Origin of the sequence: Citrobacter sp. NCU1 (assembly GCF_010231475.1) — a bacterium.
Taxonomy (GTDB): Bacteria; Pseudomonadota; Gammaproteobacteria; order Enterobacterales; family Enterobacteriaceae; genus Citrobacter_D.
Genome location: NZ_NRDO01000002.1, coordinates 80,824 through 100,604, shown reverse-complemented (window position 1 = coordinate 100,604; position 19,781 = coordinate 80,824). Strand labels below are relative to the sequence as shown.

The 19,781-nt window shown below is 51.8% G+C and carries 19 protein-coding genes; 6 read left to right on the top strand and 13 right to left on the bottom strand.

Going from position 1 to position 19,781, the window contains the following annotated elements; translation table 11 throughout:
* Nucleotides 1-8 precede the first annotated feature (8 nt).
* Both ispA and xseB read right to left on the bottom strand, forming a co-directional pair.
* Nucleotides 9-908 carry a (2E,6E)-farnesyl diphosphate synthase gene (gene ispA / locus CJP72_RS00560; RefSeq protein ID WP_162378961.1) on the bottom strand — a complete coding sequence of 300 codons (900 nt, stop codon included), beginning with the start codon at nt 906-908 and terminating at the stop codon, nt 9-11.
* Nucleotides 909-912: 4 nt separating this feature from the next.
* Nucleotides 913-1,155 carry an exodeoxyribonuclease VII small subunit gene (gene xseB / locus CJP72_RS00555; protein ID WP_162378960.1) on the bottom strand — a complete coding sequence of 81 codons (243 nt, stop codon included), beginning with the start codon at nt 1,153-1,155 and terminating at the stop codon, nt 913-915.
* A gap of 193 nt (nt 1,156-1,348) precedes the next feature.
* Between xseB and thiI the strand changes: the two genes are divergently transcribed.
* Entirely contained in the window at nt 1,349-2,797 is a 1,449-nt protein-coding gene (gene thiI / locus CJP72_RS00550) for a tRNA uracil 4-sulfurtransferase ThiI (protein ID WP_162378959.1), read from the top strand.
* A gap of 94 nt (nt 2,798-2,891) precedes the next feature.
* Here the strand turns inward: thiI and CJP72_RS00545 are convergent, their stop codons facing one another.
* Genes CJP72_RS00545 through panE form a run of 3 tightly spaced genes read right to left on the bottom strand, consistent with a single transcriptional unit; the run spans nt 2,892 to nt 5,486 of the window.
* Nucleotides 2,892-3,971 carry a DUF4163 domain-containing protein gene (locus CJP72_RS00545; RefSeq protein ID WP_162378958.1) on the bottom strand — a complete coding sequence of 360 codons (1,080 nt, stop codon included), beginning with the start codon at nt 3,969-3,971 and terminating at the stop codon, nt 2,892-2,894.
* Between the two features lie 50 nt (nt 3,972-4,021).
* Complete coding sequence (gene yajL, locus CJP72_RS00540; protein ID WP_162378957.1) at nt 4,022-4,612, bottom strand: protein deglycase YajL; 591 nt, start codon at nt 4,610-4,612, stop codon at nt 4,022-4,024.
* Entirely contained in the window at nt 4,575-5,486 is a 912-nt protein-coding gene (gene panE, locus CJP72_RS00535) for a 2-dehydropantoate 2-reductase (RefSeq protein ID WP_162378956.1), read from the bottom strand. The genes yajL and panE overlap by 38 nt, the downstream gene beginning before the upstream one ends.
* A gap of 113 nt (nt 5,487-5,599) precedes the next feature.
* On the opposite strand from panE, the gene CJP72_RS00530 reads away from it, so the two are divergent.
* The gene (locus tag CJP72_RS00530; protein ID WP_162378955.1) at nt 5,600-6,091 is read left to right on the top strand and encodes a YajQ family cyclic di-GMP-binding protein; all 492 of its coding nucleotides are present in this window, start codon (nt 5,600-5,602) and stop codon (nt 6,089-6,091) included.
* A gap of 107 nt (nt 6,092-6,198) precedes the next feature.
* Here the strand turns inward: CJP72_RS00530 and CJP72_RS00525 are convergent, their stop codons facing one another.
* From CJP72_RS00525 to CJP72_RS00490, 8 genes are all read right to left on the bottom strand, one after another.
* The gene (locus CJP72_RS00525) at nt 6,199-7,563 is read right to left on the bottom strand and encodes an MFS transporter (RefSeq protein ID WP_162378954.1); all 1,365 of its coding nucleotides are present in this window, start codon (nt 7,561-7,563) and stop codon (nt 6,199-6,201) included.
* A gap of 148 nt (nt 7,564-7,711) precedes the next feature.
* Nucleotides 7,712-8,602 carry a heme o synthase gene (gene cyoE / locus CJP72_RS00520; protein WP_162378953.1) on the bottom strand — a complete coding sequence of 297 codons (891 nt, stop codon included), beginning with the start codon at nt 8,600-8,602 and terminating at the stop codon, nt 7,712-7,714.
* A gap of 11 nt (nt 8,603-8,613) precedes the next feature.
* Nucleotides 8,614-8,943 carry a cytochrome o ubiquinol oxidase subunit IV gene (locus CJP72_RS00515; protein WP_162378952.1) on the bottom strand — a complete coding sequence of 110 codons (330 nt, stop codon included), beginning with the start codon at nt 8,941-8,943 and terminating at the stop codon, nt 8,614-8,616.
* The gene (locus CJP72_RS00510; protein WP_162378951.1) at nt 8,943-9,557 is read right to left on the bottom strand and encodes a cytochrome o ubiquinol oxidase subunit III; all 615 of its coding nucleotides are present in this window, start codon (nt 9,555-9,557) and stop codon (nt 8,943-8,945) included. The genes CJP72_RS00515 and CJP72_RS00510 overlap by 1 nt, the downstream gene beginning before the upstream one ends.
* Nucleotides 9,547-11,538, bottom strand: coding sequence for a cytochrome o ubiquinol oxidase subunit I (gene cyoB / locus CJP72_RS00505; RefSeq protein WP_162378950.1), 1,992 nt, complete (start codon nt 11,536-11,538; stop codon nt 9,547-9,549). The genes CJP72_RS00510 and cyoB overlap by 11 nt, the downstream gene beginning before the upstream one ends.
* 11 nt (nt 11,539-11,549) lie before the next feature.
* Nucleotides 11,550-12,506, bottom strand: coding sequence for a cytochrome o ubiquinol oxidase subunit II (gene cyoA / locus CJP72_RS00500; RefSeq protein ID WP_162378949.1), 957 nt, complete (start codon nt 12,504-12,506; stop codon nt 11,550-11,552).
* Nucleotides 12,507-12,963: 457 nt separating this feature from the next.
* Nucleotides 12,964-14,439, bottom strand: a complete 1,476-nt coding sequence (gene ampG / locus CJP72_RS00495; protein ID WP_162378948.1) for a muropeptide MFS transporter AmpG — start codon at nt 14,437-14,439, stop codon at nt 12,964-12,966.
* A gap of 43 nt (nt 14,440-14,482) precedes the next feature.
* Nucleotides 14,483-15,061 carry a lipoprotein gene (locus tag CJP72_RS00490; protein ID WP_162378947.1) on the bottom strand — a complete coding sequence of 193 codons (579 nt, stop codon included), beginning with the start codon at nt 15,059-15,061 and terminating at the stop codon, nt 14,483-14,485.
* 305 nt (nt 15,062-15,366) lie between these two features.
* Here CJP72_RS00490 and bolA point away from each other — a divergent pair, with 305 nt between their 5' ends.
* From bolA to clpX, 4 genes are all read left to right on the top strand, one after another.
* Entirely contained in the window at nt 15,367-15,684 is a 318-nt protein-coding gene (gene bolA / locus CJP72_RS00485; protein WP_162378946.1) for a transcriptional regulator BolA, read from the top strand.
* A gap of 347 nt (nt 15,685-16,031) precedes the next feature.
* On the top strand, nt 16,032-17,330 hold the full coding sequence (gene tig, locus CJP72_RS00480) for a trigger factor (protein ID WP_162378945.1): 1,299 nt from the start codon (nt 16,032-16,034) through the stop codon (nt 17,328-17,330).
* Between the two features lie 247 nt (nt 17,331-17,577).
* Nucleotides 17,578-18,201: an ATP-dependent Clp endopeptidase proteolytic subunit ClpP gene (gene clpP / locus CJP72_RS00475; protein WP_162378944.1), complete on the top strand. Its 624-nt coding sequence runs from the start codon at nt 17,578-17,580 to the stop codon at nt 18,199-18,201.
* 126 nt (nt 18,202-18,327) lie between these two features.
* The gene (gene clpX / locus CJP72_RS00470; RefSeq protein ID WP_162378943.1) at nt 18,328-19,602 is read left to right on the top strand and encodes an ATP-dependent protease ATP-binding subunit ClpX; all 1,275 of its coding nucleotides are present in this window, start codon (nt 18,328-18,330) and stop codon (nt 19,600-19,602) included.
* The last annotated feature ends 179 nt before the right edge of the window (nt 19,603-19,781 follow it).

The following is a 19,781-nucleotide window of genomic DNA, read 5'->3' as shown; positions in this document are numbered from 1 at the left end:
GTAGTCAATTATTTATCACGCTGGATTATGTAGTCCGCTAGCGCTTCCAGTGCCGAAGTATCGAGAGATAATGCTGCCAGTTGACGTAAAGACTGGCGAGCATCATCAATCAGATCCTGGGCTTTATTTCGGGCTTGCTCAAGGCCCAAAAGTGCAGGATAGGTACTTTTGCCAAGTTGCTGATCAGCTCCCTGGCGTTTACCCAGCGTTGCAGTATCACCCACCACATCCAGAATGTCATCCTGAACCTGGAAGGCTAAACCGATACTTTCTGCGTATTTATCGAGTATCGGCAGGGCATTTCGTCCGTTTTCTCCGGCACTTAGAGCACCGAGACGAACGGCGGCGCGGATCAGTGCGCCGGTTTTATGACGATGGATTCGTTCCAGCGCTTCCAGCGGGACCTGTTTTCCTTCGGCATCGAGATCCAATGCCTGGCCGCCGCACATGCCCGCAATGCCGCTCGCATTCGCCAGTTCTGAGATCATGGCGATACGGTCACGATCGGCCACTTCCGGCATCGGCGCGTCGCTGATGATGGAAAACGCCAGGGTTTGCAGGGCATCGCCAGCCAGGATCGCATTGGCTTCACCAAATTTTACATGACAGGTCGGCAGTCCGCGACGCAGATCATCGTCGTCCATTGCCGGTAAATCATCATGGATCAATGAATATGCATGTATGCACTCAACAGCGGCGGCCGGGGCATCCAGCGTGGTGATGCTGACGCCAAACATCTGACCGGTGGCGTAAACCAGGAACGGGCGCAGGCGCTTACCGCCTAATAATGCGCCATACTGCATGGTTTCAACCACGGGAGTGTTCTGAAAGGGCAGTGGTGCGATAAAACGACTCAACGCCTGGTTTGCTTGCTCAACGCAAGCCTGTAACTGCTGCGTAAAATCCATTTACTTACTCATTATCCGGTGTAAAAGGCGTGGGTGAGGCGTCTTCATTATCAGTCAGCAGGATCCGCACACGCTGTTCCGCCTGTTGCAGCTTATCCTGCCCCTGACGTGCCAGTTGCACGCCACGTTCGAATTCGTTCAGCGCCTCTTCCAGCGGCAGGTCGCCACTTTCCAGACGGGTAACAATCTGTTCCAGCTCGCTCAGCGCTGTTTCAAAGCTGGCGGGCGCCTCGTTTTTCTTCGGCATAATGAATGTCTGACTCTCAATATTTTCAGCCCCACCATGGTAACGGACTCAGGGCAATTATCAAATAACGCGCAATGTGCACAGGAGGCGCGCGATGGTGGTATACTTGCGCGCCTGGATGCAGCCGCAGGTGTGGGCTGCTGTATTTTTCCCATAACAAGTCCTTTAGACTTGCCAAAGAACCATTGCCGCCATGAAGTTTATCATTAAATTGTTCCCGGAAATCACCATCAAAAGCCAATCTGTGCGTTTGCGCTTTATAAAAATTTTGACCGGGAACATTCGTAACGTTTTAAAGCACTATGACGAGACGCTCGCCGTTGTCCGCCACTGGGACAATATTGAGGTTCGCGCCAAAGATGAGAACCAGCGTCTGGCGATTCGCGACGCGCTGACCCGTATCCCGGGTATCCACCATATTCTTGAAGTGGAAGACGTGCCGTTCACCGACATGCACGATATCTTCGAGAAGGCGCTGGTCCAGTATCGCGACCAACTGGAAGGAAAAACCTTCTGTGTCCGCGTCAAGCGTCGTGGTAAACACCCATTCAGCTCTATTGAAGTCGAACGTTATGTCGGCGGTGGTTTGAATCAGCACATTGAGTCCGCGCGTGTGAAACTGACTCACCCGGATGTGACGGTACATCTGGAGGTAGAAGACGATCGTCTGCTGCTGATCAAAGGTCGGTATGAAGGTATCGGCGGCTTCCCGATCGGTACGCAGGAAGATGTTCTGTCGCTGATTTCAGGCGGTTTCGACTCAGGCGTTTCCAGCTACATGCTGATGCGTCGCGGCTGCCGCGTGCATTATTGCTTCTTTAACCTCGGCGGTGCGGCGCATGAAATCGGCGTGCGTCAGGTTGCTCACTATCTGTGGAACCGCTTCGGCAGTTCGCACCGCGTGCGTTTTGTCGCGATCAACTTTGAACCGGTGGTTGGCGAGATCCTCGAAAAAGTGGATGACGGCCAGATGGGCGTGGTACTTAAACGCATGATGGTGCGTGCGGCGTCGAAAGTGGCGGAACGTTATGGCGTACAGGCGCTGGTGACCGGCGAAGCGCTGGGCCAGGTGTCCAGCCAGACACTGACCAACCTGCGTTTGATTGATAATGTCTCCGATACCCTGATCCTGCGTCCGCTGATCTCTTACGATAAAGAGCACATCATCAACCTGGCGCGCCAGATTGGTACTGAGGATTTTGCACGGACCATGCCGGAATACTGCGGTGTGATTTCGAAAAGCCCGACCGTGAAAGCGATCAAGGCGAAGATTGAAGCGGAAGAAGAGAACTTCGACTTTAGCATCCTCGATAAAGTGGTTGAGGAAGCGAACAATGTCGATATTCGCGACATTGCGCAGCAGACCCAGCAAGACGTGGTGGAAGTTGAGACCGTTAGCGGTTTTGGCCCCAACGATGTGATTCTGGATATTCGCTCTGTGGATGAGCAGGATGACAAACCGCTGAAGGTTGAAGGCGTGGATGTGGTGTCTCTACCGTTCTACAAACTGAGCACCAAATTTGGCGATCTCGACCAGAGTAAAACCTGGCTGTTGTGGTGCGAACGCGGTGTGATGAGCCGTTTGCAGGCCCTGTATCTGCGCGAGCAAGGCTTTGAGAACGTGAAGGTCTATCGCCCGTAGTACGTTTGTTGCCCGGTGGCGCTACGCTTACCGGGCCTACAATTTTTGTCTACCGGATAAGGCGTTGACACCCTCATCCGGCAATCTGACCACGTTACTCAAAGCGAATGGGGAGCGTTTTCCCGTTCGATTCCCAAACGCCCTGATAAATGCCATCTTTTAAATCCAGCGTGATTTTCTCTTCGACTTCGGCAGAGACGGCAGTTTTCAACTCATAATGCTGAAGATTCTCCGTGCCGCATTTACCGATCAGTTCGATAGGTGAGCCGTATTTTTCATAAAAATAGGCGCCGCTGGCAGACGTGTCATCACAGGCGATGTTCATCACGATGCGCATACTTTTTCCCAACGTGCCGTAGACCAACTTGTCGTTAAGCGAAGGCGCGGGGGAGAGGGGCTTTTCACTCTGACCAGAAATCAGTGACTTCCCGTAGGGGGTCAGTTGGTCTTGTAGCGTCGCGGCGGCGATTTTTGTCGTGAAATCACCGAGTTCATCCATTGCGCGGCTAGCATGGTTGCTACAACGTCCATTAATGAAGACGAGATCGCCTTTCTGAAGTGAGAATTTATCGACATAGAACAGCCCGCCCTCATACGTCGCGCAAGAGGCATAGAGCTCCTCGTAATTAAAATCCTCCCCATTTTCTGCGTTGATTTGCTTTGCCCACTCGGACTTATGCTGTTCAACAAAGGCGGCTATCTGGGAGCGAATATCTTTTCTGACGCGGGTATTTAACTGGGCAATAGTGGCCGGGGTTAACAGATCATCGAGGGTGATATTCGCACCACTCGCTAAATCAAAGCTCAGTGGCACATTGTAAGACTCACAATAGGCGCCGCAACCTTCCACAAAGAGGTTTAATGTCAGTATCTTATCGTCACGATAGACGACGGTATAGTCCAGGTTGGCGGTGGCATCAATGCCCGCTTTCGCCAGTTTATTCAACGTGGCTTGCGGATCGTTACCCGGCAACTGGTTCAGAAAACGGGAGAAGATAAAATCGTTGATCCGTTTTGCGGCTTGTGGATTATCCGCTGAGGTGAACCAGGGGAGACGATACTGAATTTCCGTGCTCTCTGGATAGCTGAAGTTAAGGTTCTTAATGTCTAACTGCGTTGCCATCGCGCAGCCAGAAAGTAACCATAAAGCCACTCCGGTCAGACATCCCTTCATCTTGTTATTCCTTTATCAAAATTAAGCCATCCGCTGCAATGGCCTTGAAATTACTCGTAGTAGTTATAAATGCCTGCTGCCATAACTAGCTGTGACGCCACCTGATGGGCCTTTTCACGCCCGACCAGCAGGTCAATGATTTTCAGACCAAAGTCGATAGATGTCCCTGGTCCCTGACTGGTCAACAGGTTAACTCGCGGGTCCCATACCACCCGTTTGTCCTGCCACTGCTCTGCCGGGATTTTATCTTTCAGCGCGGGAAAGCCTGTCATATTGCCGAGAGGGAAGATATGGTGCGGAACCAGTACCGTTGCCGCCGCCGCGCAGATTGCAGCGACGATGCGTCCGGAACGATGGAACTGTTTGACTGTTTCAACCAGCAACGGGCTGTCGCGAAAACATTCGGTGCCTTTAATACCGCCCGGCAACACAATGATGTCGAAATCACCGTCAGCCACTTCCACCAGAGGCGCATCTGCGAGCAGTTTCACGCCACGCGAACAGACGATAGTCAGGCAGCCGTCGCTGGCTACACTCGCCGTCGTGACCTGAATTCCACCACGAACCAATAGATCGATAGTGGTGACCGCTTCGGTCTCTTCACTACCAGGGGCGAGACATACCAGTGCTTGAGCGCTCATACTCACTCTCCTTTCGCTTTATCATTTCAAACAGACGGGCGTTTTCCGCAACGGCAATACCATGCGCGCGGGCGCGTTTTAACAAATAGCCGGTGATGTAATCGATCTCGGTGTGGCGCAGAGCACGAATATCCTGCAGCATGGATGAGATGTTTTGTGCCGTACTGTCAATCACTTGCTCAACATAATAGCGTAAATCATCCACCGAGGTATGGTGCCCTTCACGTTCGATAACGGCGGCGACCTCCTGGCAGATCAGCATGATTTGCTCAGGGTGCTGTCGTAGCTCGCCATTTGGGCAGTTCCACAGGGCGGTGAGCGGATTTATCACGCAGTTCACGGCCAGTTTGCGCCACATTTCAGCACGAATATTGTTATGCCAGGCAACATCAGGCAACACGTTTTGCAGGCGATCGGCGAGGTAACTGTAATCACCATCCTGTTCACGCGCAGGACCAATCCGCGTAGTACCGTTGGCGACGTGGATAATGATGTTGCCATCGCGCCTTGCTGCCTGTGTGGTGGTGCCCATCAGCAGGGGGTGAGAAATGCTCTGCAGTTCTTCAATGGTCCCCATTCCATTGTGAATCAACAGAATCGGCGTGGTCACCGGCAGAAGTGCCGCAAGCCCTTTCACGGCGTCCGAGACTTGCCAGGCTTTGAGTGTCACCAGCAACAGATCGCTTTTCGCGAGAAAATCGGGGTCGTTTGCCGTCAGGGATTCATTAAAAATTGAACCATCGGTTTCGATCAGGTTCACGCTGCAATAAGGTTGCGGTACTCGCAGCCAGCCTTGTACTTCATGTCCATGTTTGCACAGCGCTGTAAGCCAAAGCTGCCCTAAGGCTCCGCATCCCAATACGGTTATTTTCATTCTTCCTCCTCACCCGCAACAGCACCGGGTGTTCTTCCACATAGTATAGCGCTGTCTGTCGAGGAACTTTGCAGGTATTATGCTTCGCATCAAAAACAGAGGGAGAGGAAAAGATGCCATCTTTCGATATTGTGTCTGAAGTTGATCTTCAGGAAGCGCGTAACGCCGTCGATAATGCAAGCCGCGAAGTTGAGTCACGCTTTGATTTTCGGGGCGTTGAGGCCACTTTTGAGCTGAACGAGGCGAATAAGACGATCAAAGTCCTGAGCGAATCTGATTTTCAGGTCAATCAGTTGCTGGATATTTTACGTGCCAAGTTGCTGAAACGCGGCATTGAAGGGACGTCTCTGGACGTTCCGGAAACCTTCGTGCACAGCGGTAAAACCTGGTTTGTGGAAGCAAAGCTGAAACAAGGCATTGAAAGTGCCGTGCAGAAGAAAATCGTCAAGCTGATTAAAGACAGCAAGCTGAAAGTGCAGGCGCAAATTCAGGGTGAAGAGATTCGTGTGACCGGGAAAGCCCGCGACGATCTACAGTCCGTGATGGCGCTGGTACGCGGCGGTGATCTGGGTCAACCGTTCCAGTTTAAAAACTTCCGCGATTAAGTTGTCATCCGACCTAGTGCCCGGTGGCGCTGACGCTTACCGGGCCTACGGGCGATGTCGATTCGTAGGCCGGATAAGGCGTAGCCGCCATCCGGCAAACTATTCTCTTACCCCAGCTTGATTGCCTGCTCAACCTCAAAGCGATTGGTGATTTTGCTGTCAATCTTCACATAGGCGGAATGTTCGCTCGCCACAATCAGGACTTCACTCACCCCGTCTTTGGCCATCAGGCGCTGTTTGAGGACGTCATCAGCGGCAACATCTGGTGGGATTTCGACACGTAAGCTGCTGACATACGGCGGTTCTTTCATGGTGCTGGCAACCGCCAGCCACACGACTGTCAGCATGGCTCCCGCCAGAAACACCGCCTGACCGTCAAACATACCATCGACCCATCCCCCCAACGAACCGCCAATTGCCACGCCGAGAAACTGACTGGTGGAGTAGACGCCCATTGCGGTCCCTTTGTAACCAGCAGGAGACTCTTTGCTGATGAGTGAGGGGAGGAGGGCTTCCATCAGGTTGAAGGCGAGGAAGAAAAGCTGAACCCCGGCAATCAGTCCCCAAAAATGGACGTTTGCGCTCCACAGTACAATTTCTGCTATCAGGATCAGCGCCACGCACCCCAGAAATACCCGCTTCATCCTGCGTTTTACTTCCGCATAAATAATGAAGGGCACCACGGAAACAAAAGAGATCAACATGGTGACCAGGTAAATCTTCCAGTGTTCGGCGGCGGGAAAACCAGCGGCGGTGAGCTGACCGGGGAGGGCGACGAAAGTCGACATCAACAGGATGTGCAGGCACATAATGCCGAAGTTAAGCTTGAGCAGTTTGGGTTCGGCCAGTACTTTGCTGAAGCTGCCTTTCACCATCCCGGATTCGCGGTTCAGCACATGGTTAGTACTGTTTGGCACCACCCAGATAGTCAGAATAATGCCCAGAGTGGCCAGGATTGCGATCATCCAGAACAGGGCATTTAGCCCCAGTGCGTGAGTGATGATTGGTCCTAGCACCATCGCTATGGCGAAGGTAATGCCAAAACTGACGCCGATAAATGCCATCGCTTTGGTGCGATTTTGCTCGCGGGTGAGATCCGATAACAGCGCCATAACGGCGGCTGCAATGGCACCAGACCCCTGCAAGGCGCGCCCAAGAATAATGCCCCAGATGGAGTGGGAGAGGGCGGCGATTACGCTACCGGCGACGAACACCGCCAGGCCGCCGACAATAAGCGGCTTGCGACCAATACGGTCAGAGAGCAATCCGAAGGGGATCTGAAAGACGGCTTGCGCCAGCCCGTAAATGCCGATGGCAATCCCAATCAAGGCTTCGCTGGCGCCTTGTAGCGCCATACCGTAAGTGGTCAGAACAGGCAGGACCATAAACATGCCGAGCATGCGCAATGAAAATACGGTCCCTAAACCCCAGGTGGCGCGCAACTCGCCTGGCGTCATTTTGTAATCGTTCATTCCCACCTCTGTATACAATTCGCGACTAGTGTAAAGCGGTATGTCGGTGGGGTAAATACGCGGTTAATGAGAAAATATTACGTACCTAACTAATTTGTGATGTGAATAAAAAAGGGCGCCGGAGCGCCCTTTTTAAGCGATGTTTGACTTACCAGGCGTAAGTCAGCAGGTTTTGTGAATTCGGCACCATAAAGTCAACGGACATCATCACGGAGAGCGCGGTAATGGCGATGATGGAGAAGCCGAACAGCTTACGCGCCCAGACCTTATCATCTTCCACTTTGTAACCGCGCAGCGCCATGCCGAGCCACCAGACGCTGACCGCCGCTGCGACGATCAGGTATTTGTAACCTGCGTAGCCGCCGAGGGTTAGCATCAGGGTAGCGATAGCGAACGCTACGATGTACAGCGTGATGTGGTTTTTCGCGACCGAAATGCCTTTGACCACCGGCAGGACCGGGATATTGGCCGCCTGATAATCCTTAAAGCGGAAAATCGCGATGGCATACGAGTGCGGCATTTGCCACAGGCTAAAGATCGCCAGCAGAATCAATGCACCGCTATCGAACTCGCCCGTTACGGCGCAGTAGCCAATCACCGGCGGCGCAGCGCCGGAAAGAGAGCCAATCAGCGTGCCGTAAACGGAGTGGCGTTTCATGTACAGGCTATAGACGCCAACATACACCACGAAGCCCATTACCCCCAGCCAGCAGGCCAGAGGGTTAGCGCCAAACCACAACAGCATGAAGCCAGCAATACCCAGCAGGGTGGCGTACACCAGCGAGACGTTAGGAGAGATCAGGCCTTTTACCAGCACCCGATTCTTGGTCCTTTCCATCTTCCTGTCGATATCCCTGTCGATGTAGTTGTTAAATACACAACCCGACGCCACAACCAGAGACACACCGATCAGCGTGTAGATAAACAGGGGGTAATCAATGCTGCCTTTTGAGGCCAGCAGGAACCCCCCAATCACCGAGATCAGGTTGCCAAAGATGATGCCTGGTTTCGTTACTTGCAGGTATTGCTTAAACATCATACTCGCCGCTCTTAGTGCATCATCATGTTGTAGTTCAGGTTCCACATAATCCAGATGGAACCCACAACCAGGATGGCGATGATCAACACGGTAAAGACGAAAGCCGTCATGTTCCAGCCTTCATCAGATTTGGTGTTCATGTGCAGGAAGCACACCAGATGCACCAGAATCTGTACCACTGCCATCGCAAGAATCGTCCCCAGAATTACGGCTGGAGAGGCAGAACCCGTCATTACCATCCAGAACGGAATGACCGTCAGGATGATCGACAGGATAAACCCTGTCATGTAGGTTTTTACGCTGCCATGGGACGCGCCGCTATGTTCGGTAGAATGACTCATTACATCGCCCCCATCAGATAAACAACAGTGAACACACAGATCCACACCACATCCAGGAAGTGCCAGAACAGGCTCAGGCACATGATGCGGGTACGGTTAGTGCTGGTCAGGCCGCGACGGGCGATTTGCACCATCAGCACCGCCATCCAGATAAGACCGGAAGTGACGTGCAGACCGTGCGTACCAACCAGCGCGAAGAACGCAGACAGGAAGCCGCTGCGATCCGGACCCATACCTTCAACAACCAGGTGATGGAATTCATAGATTTCCATCCCGATGAAGCCTGCGCCAAACAGCCAGGTCAGCATCAGCCAGGAGATGACCTGGCTCTTGTTGTTCTTGTACATGGCGATCGCCGCCATGCCGTAGGTGATGGAGCTGAACAACAGCAGGAACGTTTCTACCAGAACGAACGGCAGTTCAAAAATGTCCTTCCCTGTTGGGCCACCTGCAGTGCCGTTCACCAGAACGGCATAGGTTGCAAACAGAATCGAGAACAGAATGCAGTCGCTCATCAGGTAGATCCAAAATCCGAAGATTTTGGTCTGGCCTGCATCGTGGTGCCCGTGTTCGTGCGCGTGGGCAGTCGCGTGCGTTAAAGTATCAGTTGCCATTTTTCAGCCCTGCCTTAGAAATCTCAGCGAAATGCTGATTTTCCAGTTTTTCGACTTCCGGGACGGGTACGTAGTAGTCCACGTCTTCATCAAAGCTTTTCACAATCCAGCTGATGATCATGCCTGCGAAGCTTGCAATCGCCAGCCACCAGATATGCCAGATCATGGCGAAACCGAAGAGTGTTGCGAAGGCGGCAATCACAATGCCCGCACCGCTGTTTTTCGGCATATGAATTTCTTCATAGTGCGCAGGCTGTTTGTACGCTTCGCCTTTTTCTTTCATTTCCCAGAAGGCATCACGTTCGTGTACGTGCGGCACAACGGCAAAGTTATAGAACGGAGGCGGGGAAGAGGTTGCCCACTCCAGCGTACGGCCGCCCCACGGATCGCCTGTCAGGTCACGGTTCTGGTCGCGGTCGCGAATAGACACGTAGATCTGAATCACCAGACACAGGATACCCAGCGCAATCAGCGCGGCACCACAAGCGGCAATCATCAGCATGGCGTGGAACTGCGGATCAATCTGTTGGCTGAGGCGACGGGTCATCCCCATAAAGCCCAGCACGTACAGCGGCATAAATGCCACGAAGAAGCCGATGATCCAGCACCAGAAGGCGCGTTTACCCCAGGTTTCGTTCAGCGTGTAGCCAAACGCTTTTGGCCACCAGTAAGTCATACCCGCGAAGCAACCGAAGACCACGCCACCGATGATAACGTTGTGGAAGTGGGCAATCAGGAACAGGCTGTTATGTAGAACGAAGTCCGCACCCGGAACCGCCAGCAGAACACCCGTCATACCACCCACAGAGAAGGTGACGATAAAACCGATGGTCCACAGCATTGCGGAGTGGAACACGATACGTCCCTGGTACATGGTGAACAGCCAGTTGAAAATCTTCACCCCGGTCGGGATGGCGATAATCATCGTGGTGATACCGAAGAAGGCGTTTACGTTTGCACCCGCACCCATGGTGAAGAAGTGGTGCAGCCAGACGATGAACGACAGCACGGTAATACACACGGTTGCCCACACCAGTGAGGTGTAACCAAACAGGCGTTTACGCGAGAAGGTTGCTGCGACTTCGGAGAACACCCCAAATACCGGCAGAATCAGAATGTACACTTCCGGATGGCCCCAGGCCCAAATCAGGTTGATGTACATCATCATGTTGCCGCCCATATCGTTGGTAAAGAAATGGGTGCCCAGATAGCGATCGAGGGTCAGCAGCGCGATGGTTACCGTCAGAATCGGGAACGAGGCGATGATCAGCACGTTCGCACACAGCGATGCCCAGGTAAATACCGGCATCTTGAACATGGTCATGCCCGGCGCACGCATCTTCAGAATCGTCACGAAGAAGTTGATACCGGTCAGCGTCGTACCGATACCGGAGAGCTGGAGACTCCAGATCCAGTAATCTACCCCGACACTTGGACTGTACTCTATTCCCGAAAGCGGCGGATACGCCAGCCAACCGGTCTGTGCAAACTCACCAACGCCAAGAGAAATGTTGACCAGAATCACACCGACAACGGTGAACCAGAAGCTCAGGTTGTTCAGGAACGGGAAGGCAACGTCACGTGCGCCGATCTGCAGAGGAACCACCAGGTTCATCAGACCGATAACAAATGGCATTGCCACGAAGAAGATCATGATCACGCCGTGGGCCGTGAAGATCTGGTCATAGTGGTGAGGCGGCAGGAAGCCTGCTTCCCCGGCCGAGGCCAGCGCCTGCTGACTACGCATCATGACGGCATCCGCAAAGCCACGCAGCAGCATGACGATAGCGACGATGACATACATGATGCCAAGGCGTTTGTGGTCAACCGAGGTGAGCCACTCTTTCCACAGGTAGGTCCACTTACCGAAGTAAGTGATTAGGCCCAGTAAGGCCGCACCACCGATGATAATGGCAGCGATCGTAACCATGACGATAGGTTCATGGAACGGGACTGCATCCAGTGTTAATTTTCCTAACATCGTTTTCTTCCTCAACCCCCTGAATGGGCGGCTTCCGCGTGGCTCATGTCCATGCCTTCCATTCCTTCATGTGAGCTATGCTCGGCTGAAGGGTGGGCCATGTCCATGCTCTTACCGTGAGCCATGAATTTGTTAATAACGTCTTTAAACAAATCCGGTTTCACGGCGGAGAAATATTCCACCTGGTTGTATTCGCTTGGTGCAGCCACTTTTTCGAACGCCGCCATATCATTCATGGTGTTCGAAGACTGTTTCGCTTTAGCAACCCACTGGTCGAATGCGGCGCGATCCGGTGTGGCAATAGCTTTGAACTTCATGCCGGAGAAACCGGGTCCGCTGTAACTTGCGGAAATACCATCATAGGTACCGACTTCGTTGGCGATCAGATGCAAACGCGTTTGCATACCGGCCATGGCATAGATCTGGCTACCCAGACGCGGGATAAAGAAGGAGTTCATCACGGAATTGGAGGTCACTTTGAACTCAACCGGTGTGTTCGCCGGGAAGGCGATCTCATTTACGGTTGCAATGCCCTGTTCCGGATAGATGAAGAACCATTTCCAGTCCATGGAAACCACTTCGATGGTAATGGGCTTCTCGTCATGCGCCAGCGGTTTGCTTGGCTCAAGTGCGTGAGTGGTTTTCCAGGTAAGTACGGCAAGGAAGATGATGATTAAGATAGGCACCGTCCAGACCACAGCTTCCACTTTATTGGAGTGTGACCAGTTCGGGCTGTACTTCGCATCTTTATTGCTCGCACGATACTTCCAGGCGAAACCAACAGCCATCAAGATAGCGGGAATAACGACAATCAACATCAGGCCAAATGCCGTCAGTATCAGTGAACGTTGTTCCAGTCCTATCTGTCCTTTGGGGTCAAGCAGCGCAGAATTACAGCCACTAAGTAATGTAGCGCCTGCAATTAATGACAACCATCCCAAACTTTTATTGTATTTCCTGAGTCTCATTTAACGACCTCAATTCCACGGGACCTGGTGGCGTTTAAAGTGTGTGGGCATTTTACGGGAAGGTTACATTACTGTAAACATGATTGGATCTGTGTTACTGGGTTCTGCCGTACATGTCACATATGTTGCAAGGTGTGTTGAATTGACTTTAAGAACCTGTTGCGACATGACGTTATAACGAAAGTGGGCGTTCCACTGAGCCAGGGAGGGCAATTGGTATAACCAATGTGAAAATAAAACAATTAATTAACAATCCATTATCAATAAACGGACAATTAAAAAACGGGAAATTAAATACTCACTGGCTGAATCGTGTAAGGAAAATAGGGAGCGGTGAAATTGTCAATAATTTCCAATTTCTATTGAGCACAAAAAAACAAATATAATTTTTATCAAGTGGTGTTTATTTGACCGTTATAATTACGGCATGTTATTACAACGGCAAATAATAGTTTCTTTACAGCAAGCGTGTTTTCCGAAGCGCCAGATAATCGAGCAATCCGCCGAACACAATGCCGCACACGGCGACCACAACGCCCGTTTCCAGCATCGCAGGCAGGAACGAGAAGTTGGTGTAATTTACGGCATTCATTGTCAGCAACAGCAGCCACACAGCCACCAGGCAACAGCCTGTTGTCAGAGTGAGCAAGGCCAGACTGTAGGCTCTGCGATATTCCGTTCGCGGAATAAAGCTTTCGCTTTCCCAACTGTGCTCCAGCGTTTGACGACAAACCAGCAGCAGCAGCAGCCCTGGAACGGCGGCAGCGACGGAAAAAAGATAGAACGTTGGCCAGCCGTGGGCCTCGACAAACCAGCCCGCGACGGGACCAACATAAACGCGCCCTACCGCAGAGAGCGCTGAGAGCAGTGCAAATTGGGTAGCGGAAAATGATTTGTTGCATAAGGTCATGAGCAGCGCGACAAATGCCGCTGTTCCCATACCGCCGCACAGGTTTTCGAAAAACACCGCCGCGCCCATGCTGAACATGTGCTTGTCGGTGACAGACAGTAACCAATATCCGGCGTTTGAAGCACCCTGCAGCATGCCGAAGATCAATAACGCGCGAAACAGCGACAGACGCTGCATCAAAACTCCGCCGTACAGCGCACCCACAATGGTGGCCAGCAATCCCAGCGTTTTATTCACCACGCCAACTTCACCGGCGTCAAATCCGACGCCGCGAATCAAAAAGGTGGTGGTCAGGCTCATGGCGAAGGCGTCGCCCAGCTTATAGAGCACGATAAGCAGCAAAATCAGCCAGGCGTTATTACGCCCAAAAAAATCACGCAAGGGTGCAGCGACCGCCTGTTCCAGTGTTTTGGGCACCGGGATGCTATCGGTGGGTTCGGGGGCGAGCAATGTGGCAATAATGCAGGGGATCAGTAAGACCGCCATCAGCCAGTACATTCCTTGCCAGCCGAGCCAGCGGTCTGCCATCCAGAGGGCCAGCCCACCGGAAACCAACATGCCAAGGCGATAGCCTAACACGCTGATCGCCGCACCCGTCCCACGCTCCTCGGCGGGCAACACATCGGTCTTCCAGGCATCAAAAACAATATCCTGCGACGCCGAGCAGAAGGCGATAACCACCGCCAGTGCAGCCATCCAGCGCAATTGTGTTCCAGGTTCCAGGAAACCCATTGCCGCAATTGAAATCAGCAACAATAACTGTGTGGTGAGCAGCCAGCCGCGACGACGACCTAAAAAAGGTGGCGTGTAGCGGTCCATGATGGGCGACCAGAGAAACTTAAAAACGTAGGCCTGTCCCACTAAGGAAAAGAAACCAATGGTTTTAAGGTCTATGTTCTCAACGGTCATCCAGGCCTGAAGTGTGCCTGACGTCAGTGCGAGAGGTAAACCGGAAGCGAACCCCAGAATCAACAGGATAGCGGAGCGCGGTTGCTGAAATATACGTAAATAGTGACTGGGCATGGGCTTCTACGGGCCCGACGTACGCCGGGCCTGAGGGCAGAAATTAACGTGCGTTCTGCTTAATGAAATCGTGAACGCTGGTGTCCTGAGACATATCAGCGATGGTGTCGGTCAGGACGCTGTTAACGGCATCAGCAATATTTTTGTTAGAGGCCTGCAGCGCGCCTTCAACAGAATAGCTTGCGCGGTAATTCTTGGTCATCTTGTTGCCGTTTGCCGCGGTCGCGATGATAGCGATGTCAGCTTTGGTCGCGATGTTATAGCGGACGCTGCCCTGAGACACATCGGCATACAGCTGGCTAACAATAATTTGCAGGTTCACCGGGCCGTTCGGTCCTACCATGTAACCGCGCGCGGTCATCTGTTTTTCCAGCACTTCTTGCAGCAAGAAACGCAGATCGCGAGACGCGGTCAGCGTCACCATCTGGTTGTCGCGGGTCACTTTCGCCAGCGCCTGATCCGGACGCTGATCGGCGCCGTTAATGCTGACAGTCACCCCCATCAGACTTGGGTCCTGCTGCGGCAGGGAAATTTTGGGAGAGACATCAATCGTTGTTGGCGGTGTTGCGCATCCTGCCAGCATAACCAGAGCAACTAACGGAAAGAGGATTTTTTTTAACATGTTCGAACTCTCAGTGACTCTTATAAGTGTGATAGAAAAAATTCTCGCCATCATAACATTGCCAACGGCGAGGGGAAGTGTTCAACGCATGTAAATTCATTGTGTTGTCGCTTTTCTGACCCTCAAGGCACAAAACCCCGGTTTTTGGCCACCAAATGGGCGGATAAGTCAGTACACTTCATACGTTTGAATGAGAAAATCAGACGAACGCTAAATTTTTGTTGTAAGAGTGTAATGGAAGCGGTAAAAGCGGCTAGTATTTAAAGGGATGGGTGACATCTCAGCGTTGTCGGAGGAGATATTTCATGATGATACGTGAGCAAATAGAAGAAAAATTAAGGACAACGTTCCAACCCGTGTTCCTTGAAGTTGTGGATGAAAGCTATCGTCACAATGTTCCGGCAGGCTCTGAAAGCCATTTTAAAGTTGTGCTGGTCAGCGATCGCTTCACTGGCGAACGTTTTCTTAATCGTCATCGGATGATTTACAGTACGTTAACGGCGGAACTCTCCACAACCGTACATGCGCTGGCGCTGCATACCTACACCATTAAGGAGTGGGAAGGGTTGCAGGATACGATCTTCGCATCGCCTCCTTGTCGTGGAGCAGGAAGCATCGCGTAGAAAAACGCATTTGCAACAACTGACGCTTTTCCAGTATGTTGCTACAGATTATGTGAAAACGGCCTGCGGGCCGTTTTGTTTTATCTGAATTTTGAACGGGTAGTGCAGTATTCAGACAAAAATTAGCCGGGAATTGTGAAAAAAGCCGCAGCAACGCGCGATAACCGTTCTCGACTCATAAAAGTGATGCCGCTATAATGCGGCGTCTTATTTTTCGGAATGTCTTCGGGATGATTCTGACGACAGGGAATGTGATTGATTAAGAGAACATCCCAGTTCCGCGAAGCCAACAACCTGTGCTTGCGGAGTAGAGTTGACCGAGCACTGTGATTTTTTGAGGTAACAAGATGCAAGTTTCAGTTGAAACCACTCAAGGCCTTGGCCGCCGTGTAACGATTACAATCGCTGCTGACAGCATCGAGACCGCTGTGAAAAGCGAGCTGGTCAACGTAGCGAAGAAAGTACGTATTGACGGCTTCCGTAAGGGCAAAGTACCGATGAATGTTGTTGCTCAGCGTTATGGCGCTTCTGTTCGCCAGGACGTTCTGGGTGACCTGATGAGCCGTCACTTCGTTGACGCGATCATCAAAGAAAAAATCAACCCGGCGGGTGCTCCGAACTATGTTCCGGGCGAATACAAGCTGGGTGAAGACTTCACCTACGCGGTAGAATTTGAAGTTTATCCGGAAGTTGAGTTGACGGGTCTGGATGCAATCGAAGTTGAAAAACCGGTTGTTGAAGTGACTGACGCTGACGTTGACGTGATGCTGGATACTCTGCGTAAGCAGCAGGCGACCTGGAAAGATAAAGACGGCGCTGTTGATGCAGAAGACCGTGTCACTGTCGATTTCACCGGTTCTGTAGACGGTGAAGAGTTCGAAGGCGGCAAAGCGACTGACTTCGTACTGGCGATGGGTCAGGGTCGTATGATCCCGGGCTTTGAAGACGGTATCAAAGGTCACAAAGCGGGCGAAGAATTCACCATCGACGTGACCTTCCCGGAAGAATACCACGCTGAAAACCTGAAAGGTAAAGCGGCTAAATTCGTTATCAACCTGAAAAAAGTTGAAGAGCGTGAGCTGCCGGAACTGACTGCAGAATTCATCAAACGTTTCGGCGTTGAAGATGGTTCCGTAGAAGGTCTGCGTGCTGAAGTACGTAAAAACATGGAGCGCGAGCTGAAAGGCGCTGTTCGTAACCGTGTTAAATCTCAGGCTATCGAAGGTCTGGTAAAAGCGAATGACATCGACGTTCCTGCTGCACTGATCGACAGCGAAATCGACGTTCTGCGTCGTCAGGCTGCTCAGCGTTTCGGCGGCAACGAGAAACAAGCTCTGGAACTGCCGCGTGAACTGTTCGAAGAACAGGCTAAGCGCCGCGTTGTTGTTGGCCTGCTGCTGGGCGAAGTGATTCGTACCAACGAGCTGAAAGCTGACGAAGAGCGTGTTAAAGGCCTGATCGAAGAGATGGCTTCCGCTTACGAAGATCCGAAAGAAGTTGTTGAGTTCTACAGCAAAAACAAAGAACTGATGGACAACATGCGTAACGTCGCTCTGGAAGAGCAAGCTGTTGAAGCCGTTCTGGCTAAAGCGAACGTGACTGAAAAAGCCACTTCCTTCAACGAGCTGATGAACCAGCAGGCGTAATTCGTTGCTTAAGTAGCACGAAAATCGCACAAAAGCCCGTCACCGTCCGGTGGCGGGTTTTTTTTTGTCACGCATTTTGCATGGGAAGAGTGCGAAAACAGCGTTTCAGTGTTAGCGTTACAGCAAAAGATTGTTATGCTTGAATTATGGCGATGCCGTACCCATAACAGAGGGACTAGCTGATAATCCGTCCATAAGGTTACAATCGGTACAGCAGGTTTTTTCATTTTTTATCCAGGAGACGGAAATGTCATACAGCGGCGAACGAGATAACTTTGCACCCCATATGGCGCTGGTGCCGATGGTCATTGAACAGACTTCACGTGGTGAGCGCTCTTTTGATATCTATTCTCGTCTACTTAAGGAACGTGTCATTTTTCTGACCGGCCAGGTTGAAGATCACATGGCTAACCTGATTGTGGCGCAGATGCTGTTCCTGGAAGCGGAAAACCCGGAAAAAGATATCTATCTGTACATCAACTCCCCTGGCGGGGTGATTACCGCAGGGATGTCTATTTATGACACCATGCAGTTCATTAAGCCGGACGTTAGCACCATTTGTATGGGTCAGGCGTGCTCAATGGGGGCGTTTTTGCTGACTGCAGGCGCAAAAGGTAAACGTTTCTGCCTGCCGAATTCTCGCGTCATGATCCACCAGCCTCTGGGCGGTTACCAGGGCCAGGCGACGGATATTGAAATTCATGCCCGTGAAATTCTGAAAGTGAAAGGGCGCATGAATGAACTTATGGCGCACCATACAGGTCAATCTCTTGAGCAGATTGAACGTGATACTGAGCGCGATCGCTTCCTCTCCGCTTCTGAAGCGGTGGAGTATGGATTAGTCGACTCGATTTTGACCCATCGTAATTGATGCCCAGGGCGCAAGTGTGCCGCTATAATATCTAAGGGCGGCACAACGCTGACAAGCGACTTGCGCCTGAGAATGGCATTTGCGTCGTCGTGTGCGGCACAAAGAACAAAGAAGAGGTTTTGACTCATGACAGATAAACGCAAAGATGGCTCGGGCAAATTGTTGTACTGCTCTTTTTGCGGCAAAAGCCAGCATGAAGTGCGTAAGCTGATCGCCGGTCCATCCGTGTATATCTGCGACGAATGTGTCGATTTATGTAACGACATCATTCGCGAAGAGATTAAGGAAGTGGCACCGCACCGTGAGCGTAGTGCGCTGCCGACGCCGCATGAAATTCGCAATCACCTGGACGATTATGTTATCGGCCAGGAGCAGGCGAAAAAAGTGCTGGCGGTCGCGGTATACAACCATTACAAACGTCTGCGTAACGGCGACACCAGCAATGGCGTCGAGTTGGGCAAAAGTAACATTCTGCTGATTGGTCCTACGGGTTCCGGGAAAACGTTGCTGGCCGAAACGCTGGCGCGTCTGCTGGACGTACCGTTCACCATGGCAGACGCCACCACCCTGACCGAAGCGGGTTATGTGGGTGAGGATGTTGAGAACATCATTCAGAAGTTGTTGCAGAAATGCGATTACGACGTACAGAAAGCACAGCGCGGTATTGTCTATATCGATGAAATCGACAAAATTTCCCGTAAATCAGACAACCCGTCTATTACCCGTGATGTTTCCGGTGAAGGCGTACAGCAGGCACTGCTGAAACTGATCGAAGGGACGGTCGCCGCCGTTCCGCCGCAGGGTGGTCGTAAACATCCGCAGCAGGAATTCTTGCAGGTTGATACCTCTAAGATTCTGTTTATCTGTGGTGGTGCGTTTGCCGGGCTGGATAAGGTTATCTCCCATCGCGTTGAAACAGGCTCGGGCATTGGTTTTGGCGCGACCGTGAAAGCGAAATCCGATAAGGCCAGCGAAGGTGAACTGCTGTCGCAGGTTGAGCCAGAAGATCTGATCAAATTCGGTCTAATCCCTGAGTTCATTGGTCGTTTGCCGGTGGTCGCAACGCTGAACGAACTGAGCGAAGAAGCGCTGATCCAAATTCTGAAAGAGCCGAAAAACGCGCTGACCAAGCAGTATCAGGCGCTGTTTAATCTCGAAGGTGTGGATTTAGAGTTCCGTGATGAAGCGCTGGATGCTATTGCCCGTAAAGCGATGGCGCGTAAAACGGGGGCGCGTGGCCTGCGTTCTATCGTAGAAGCTGCTCTGCTCGACACGATGTATGATCTGCCTTCAATGGAAGATGTTGAAAAAGTGGTGATCGATGAGTCCGTCATCGACGGCCAGACTAAGCCGTTGCTGATTTATGGTAAGCCAGAAGCGCAGCAAGCCTCTGGTGAATAATTAGCCATTTCATACAATCAGTTAATCAAAAAGGGGGGATTTTATCCCCCCTTTTATTTTTCCTGTAAACACGCCGTTGAATGTGTGGGAAACATCCCCATATACTGCTTACATGTTAATGGTCGTGTGAAACACAGTCACATAACCAGATTACCTGGCGGACACTAAACTAAGAGAGA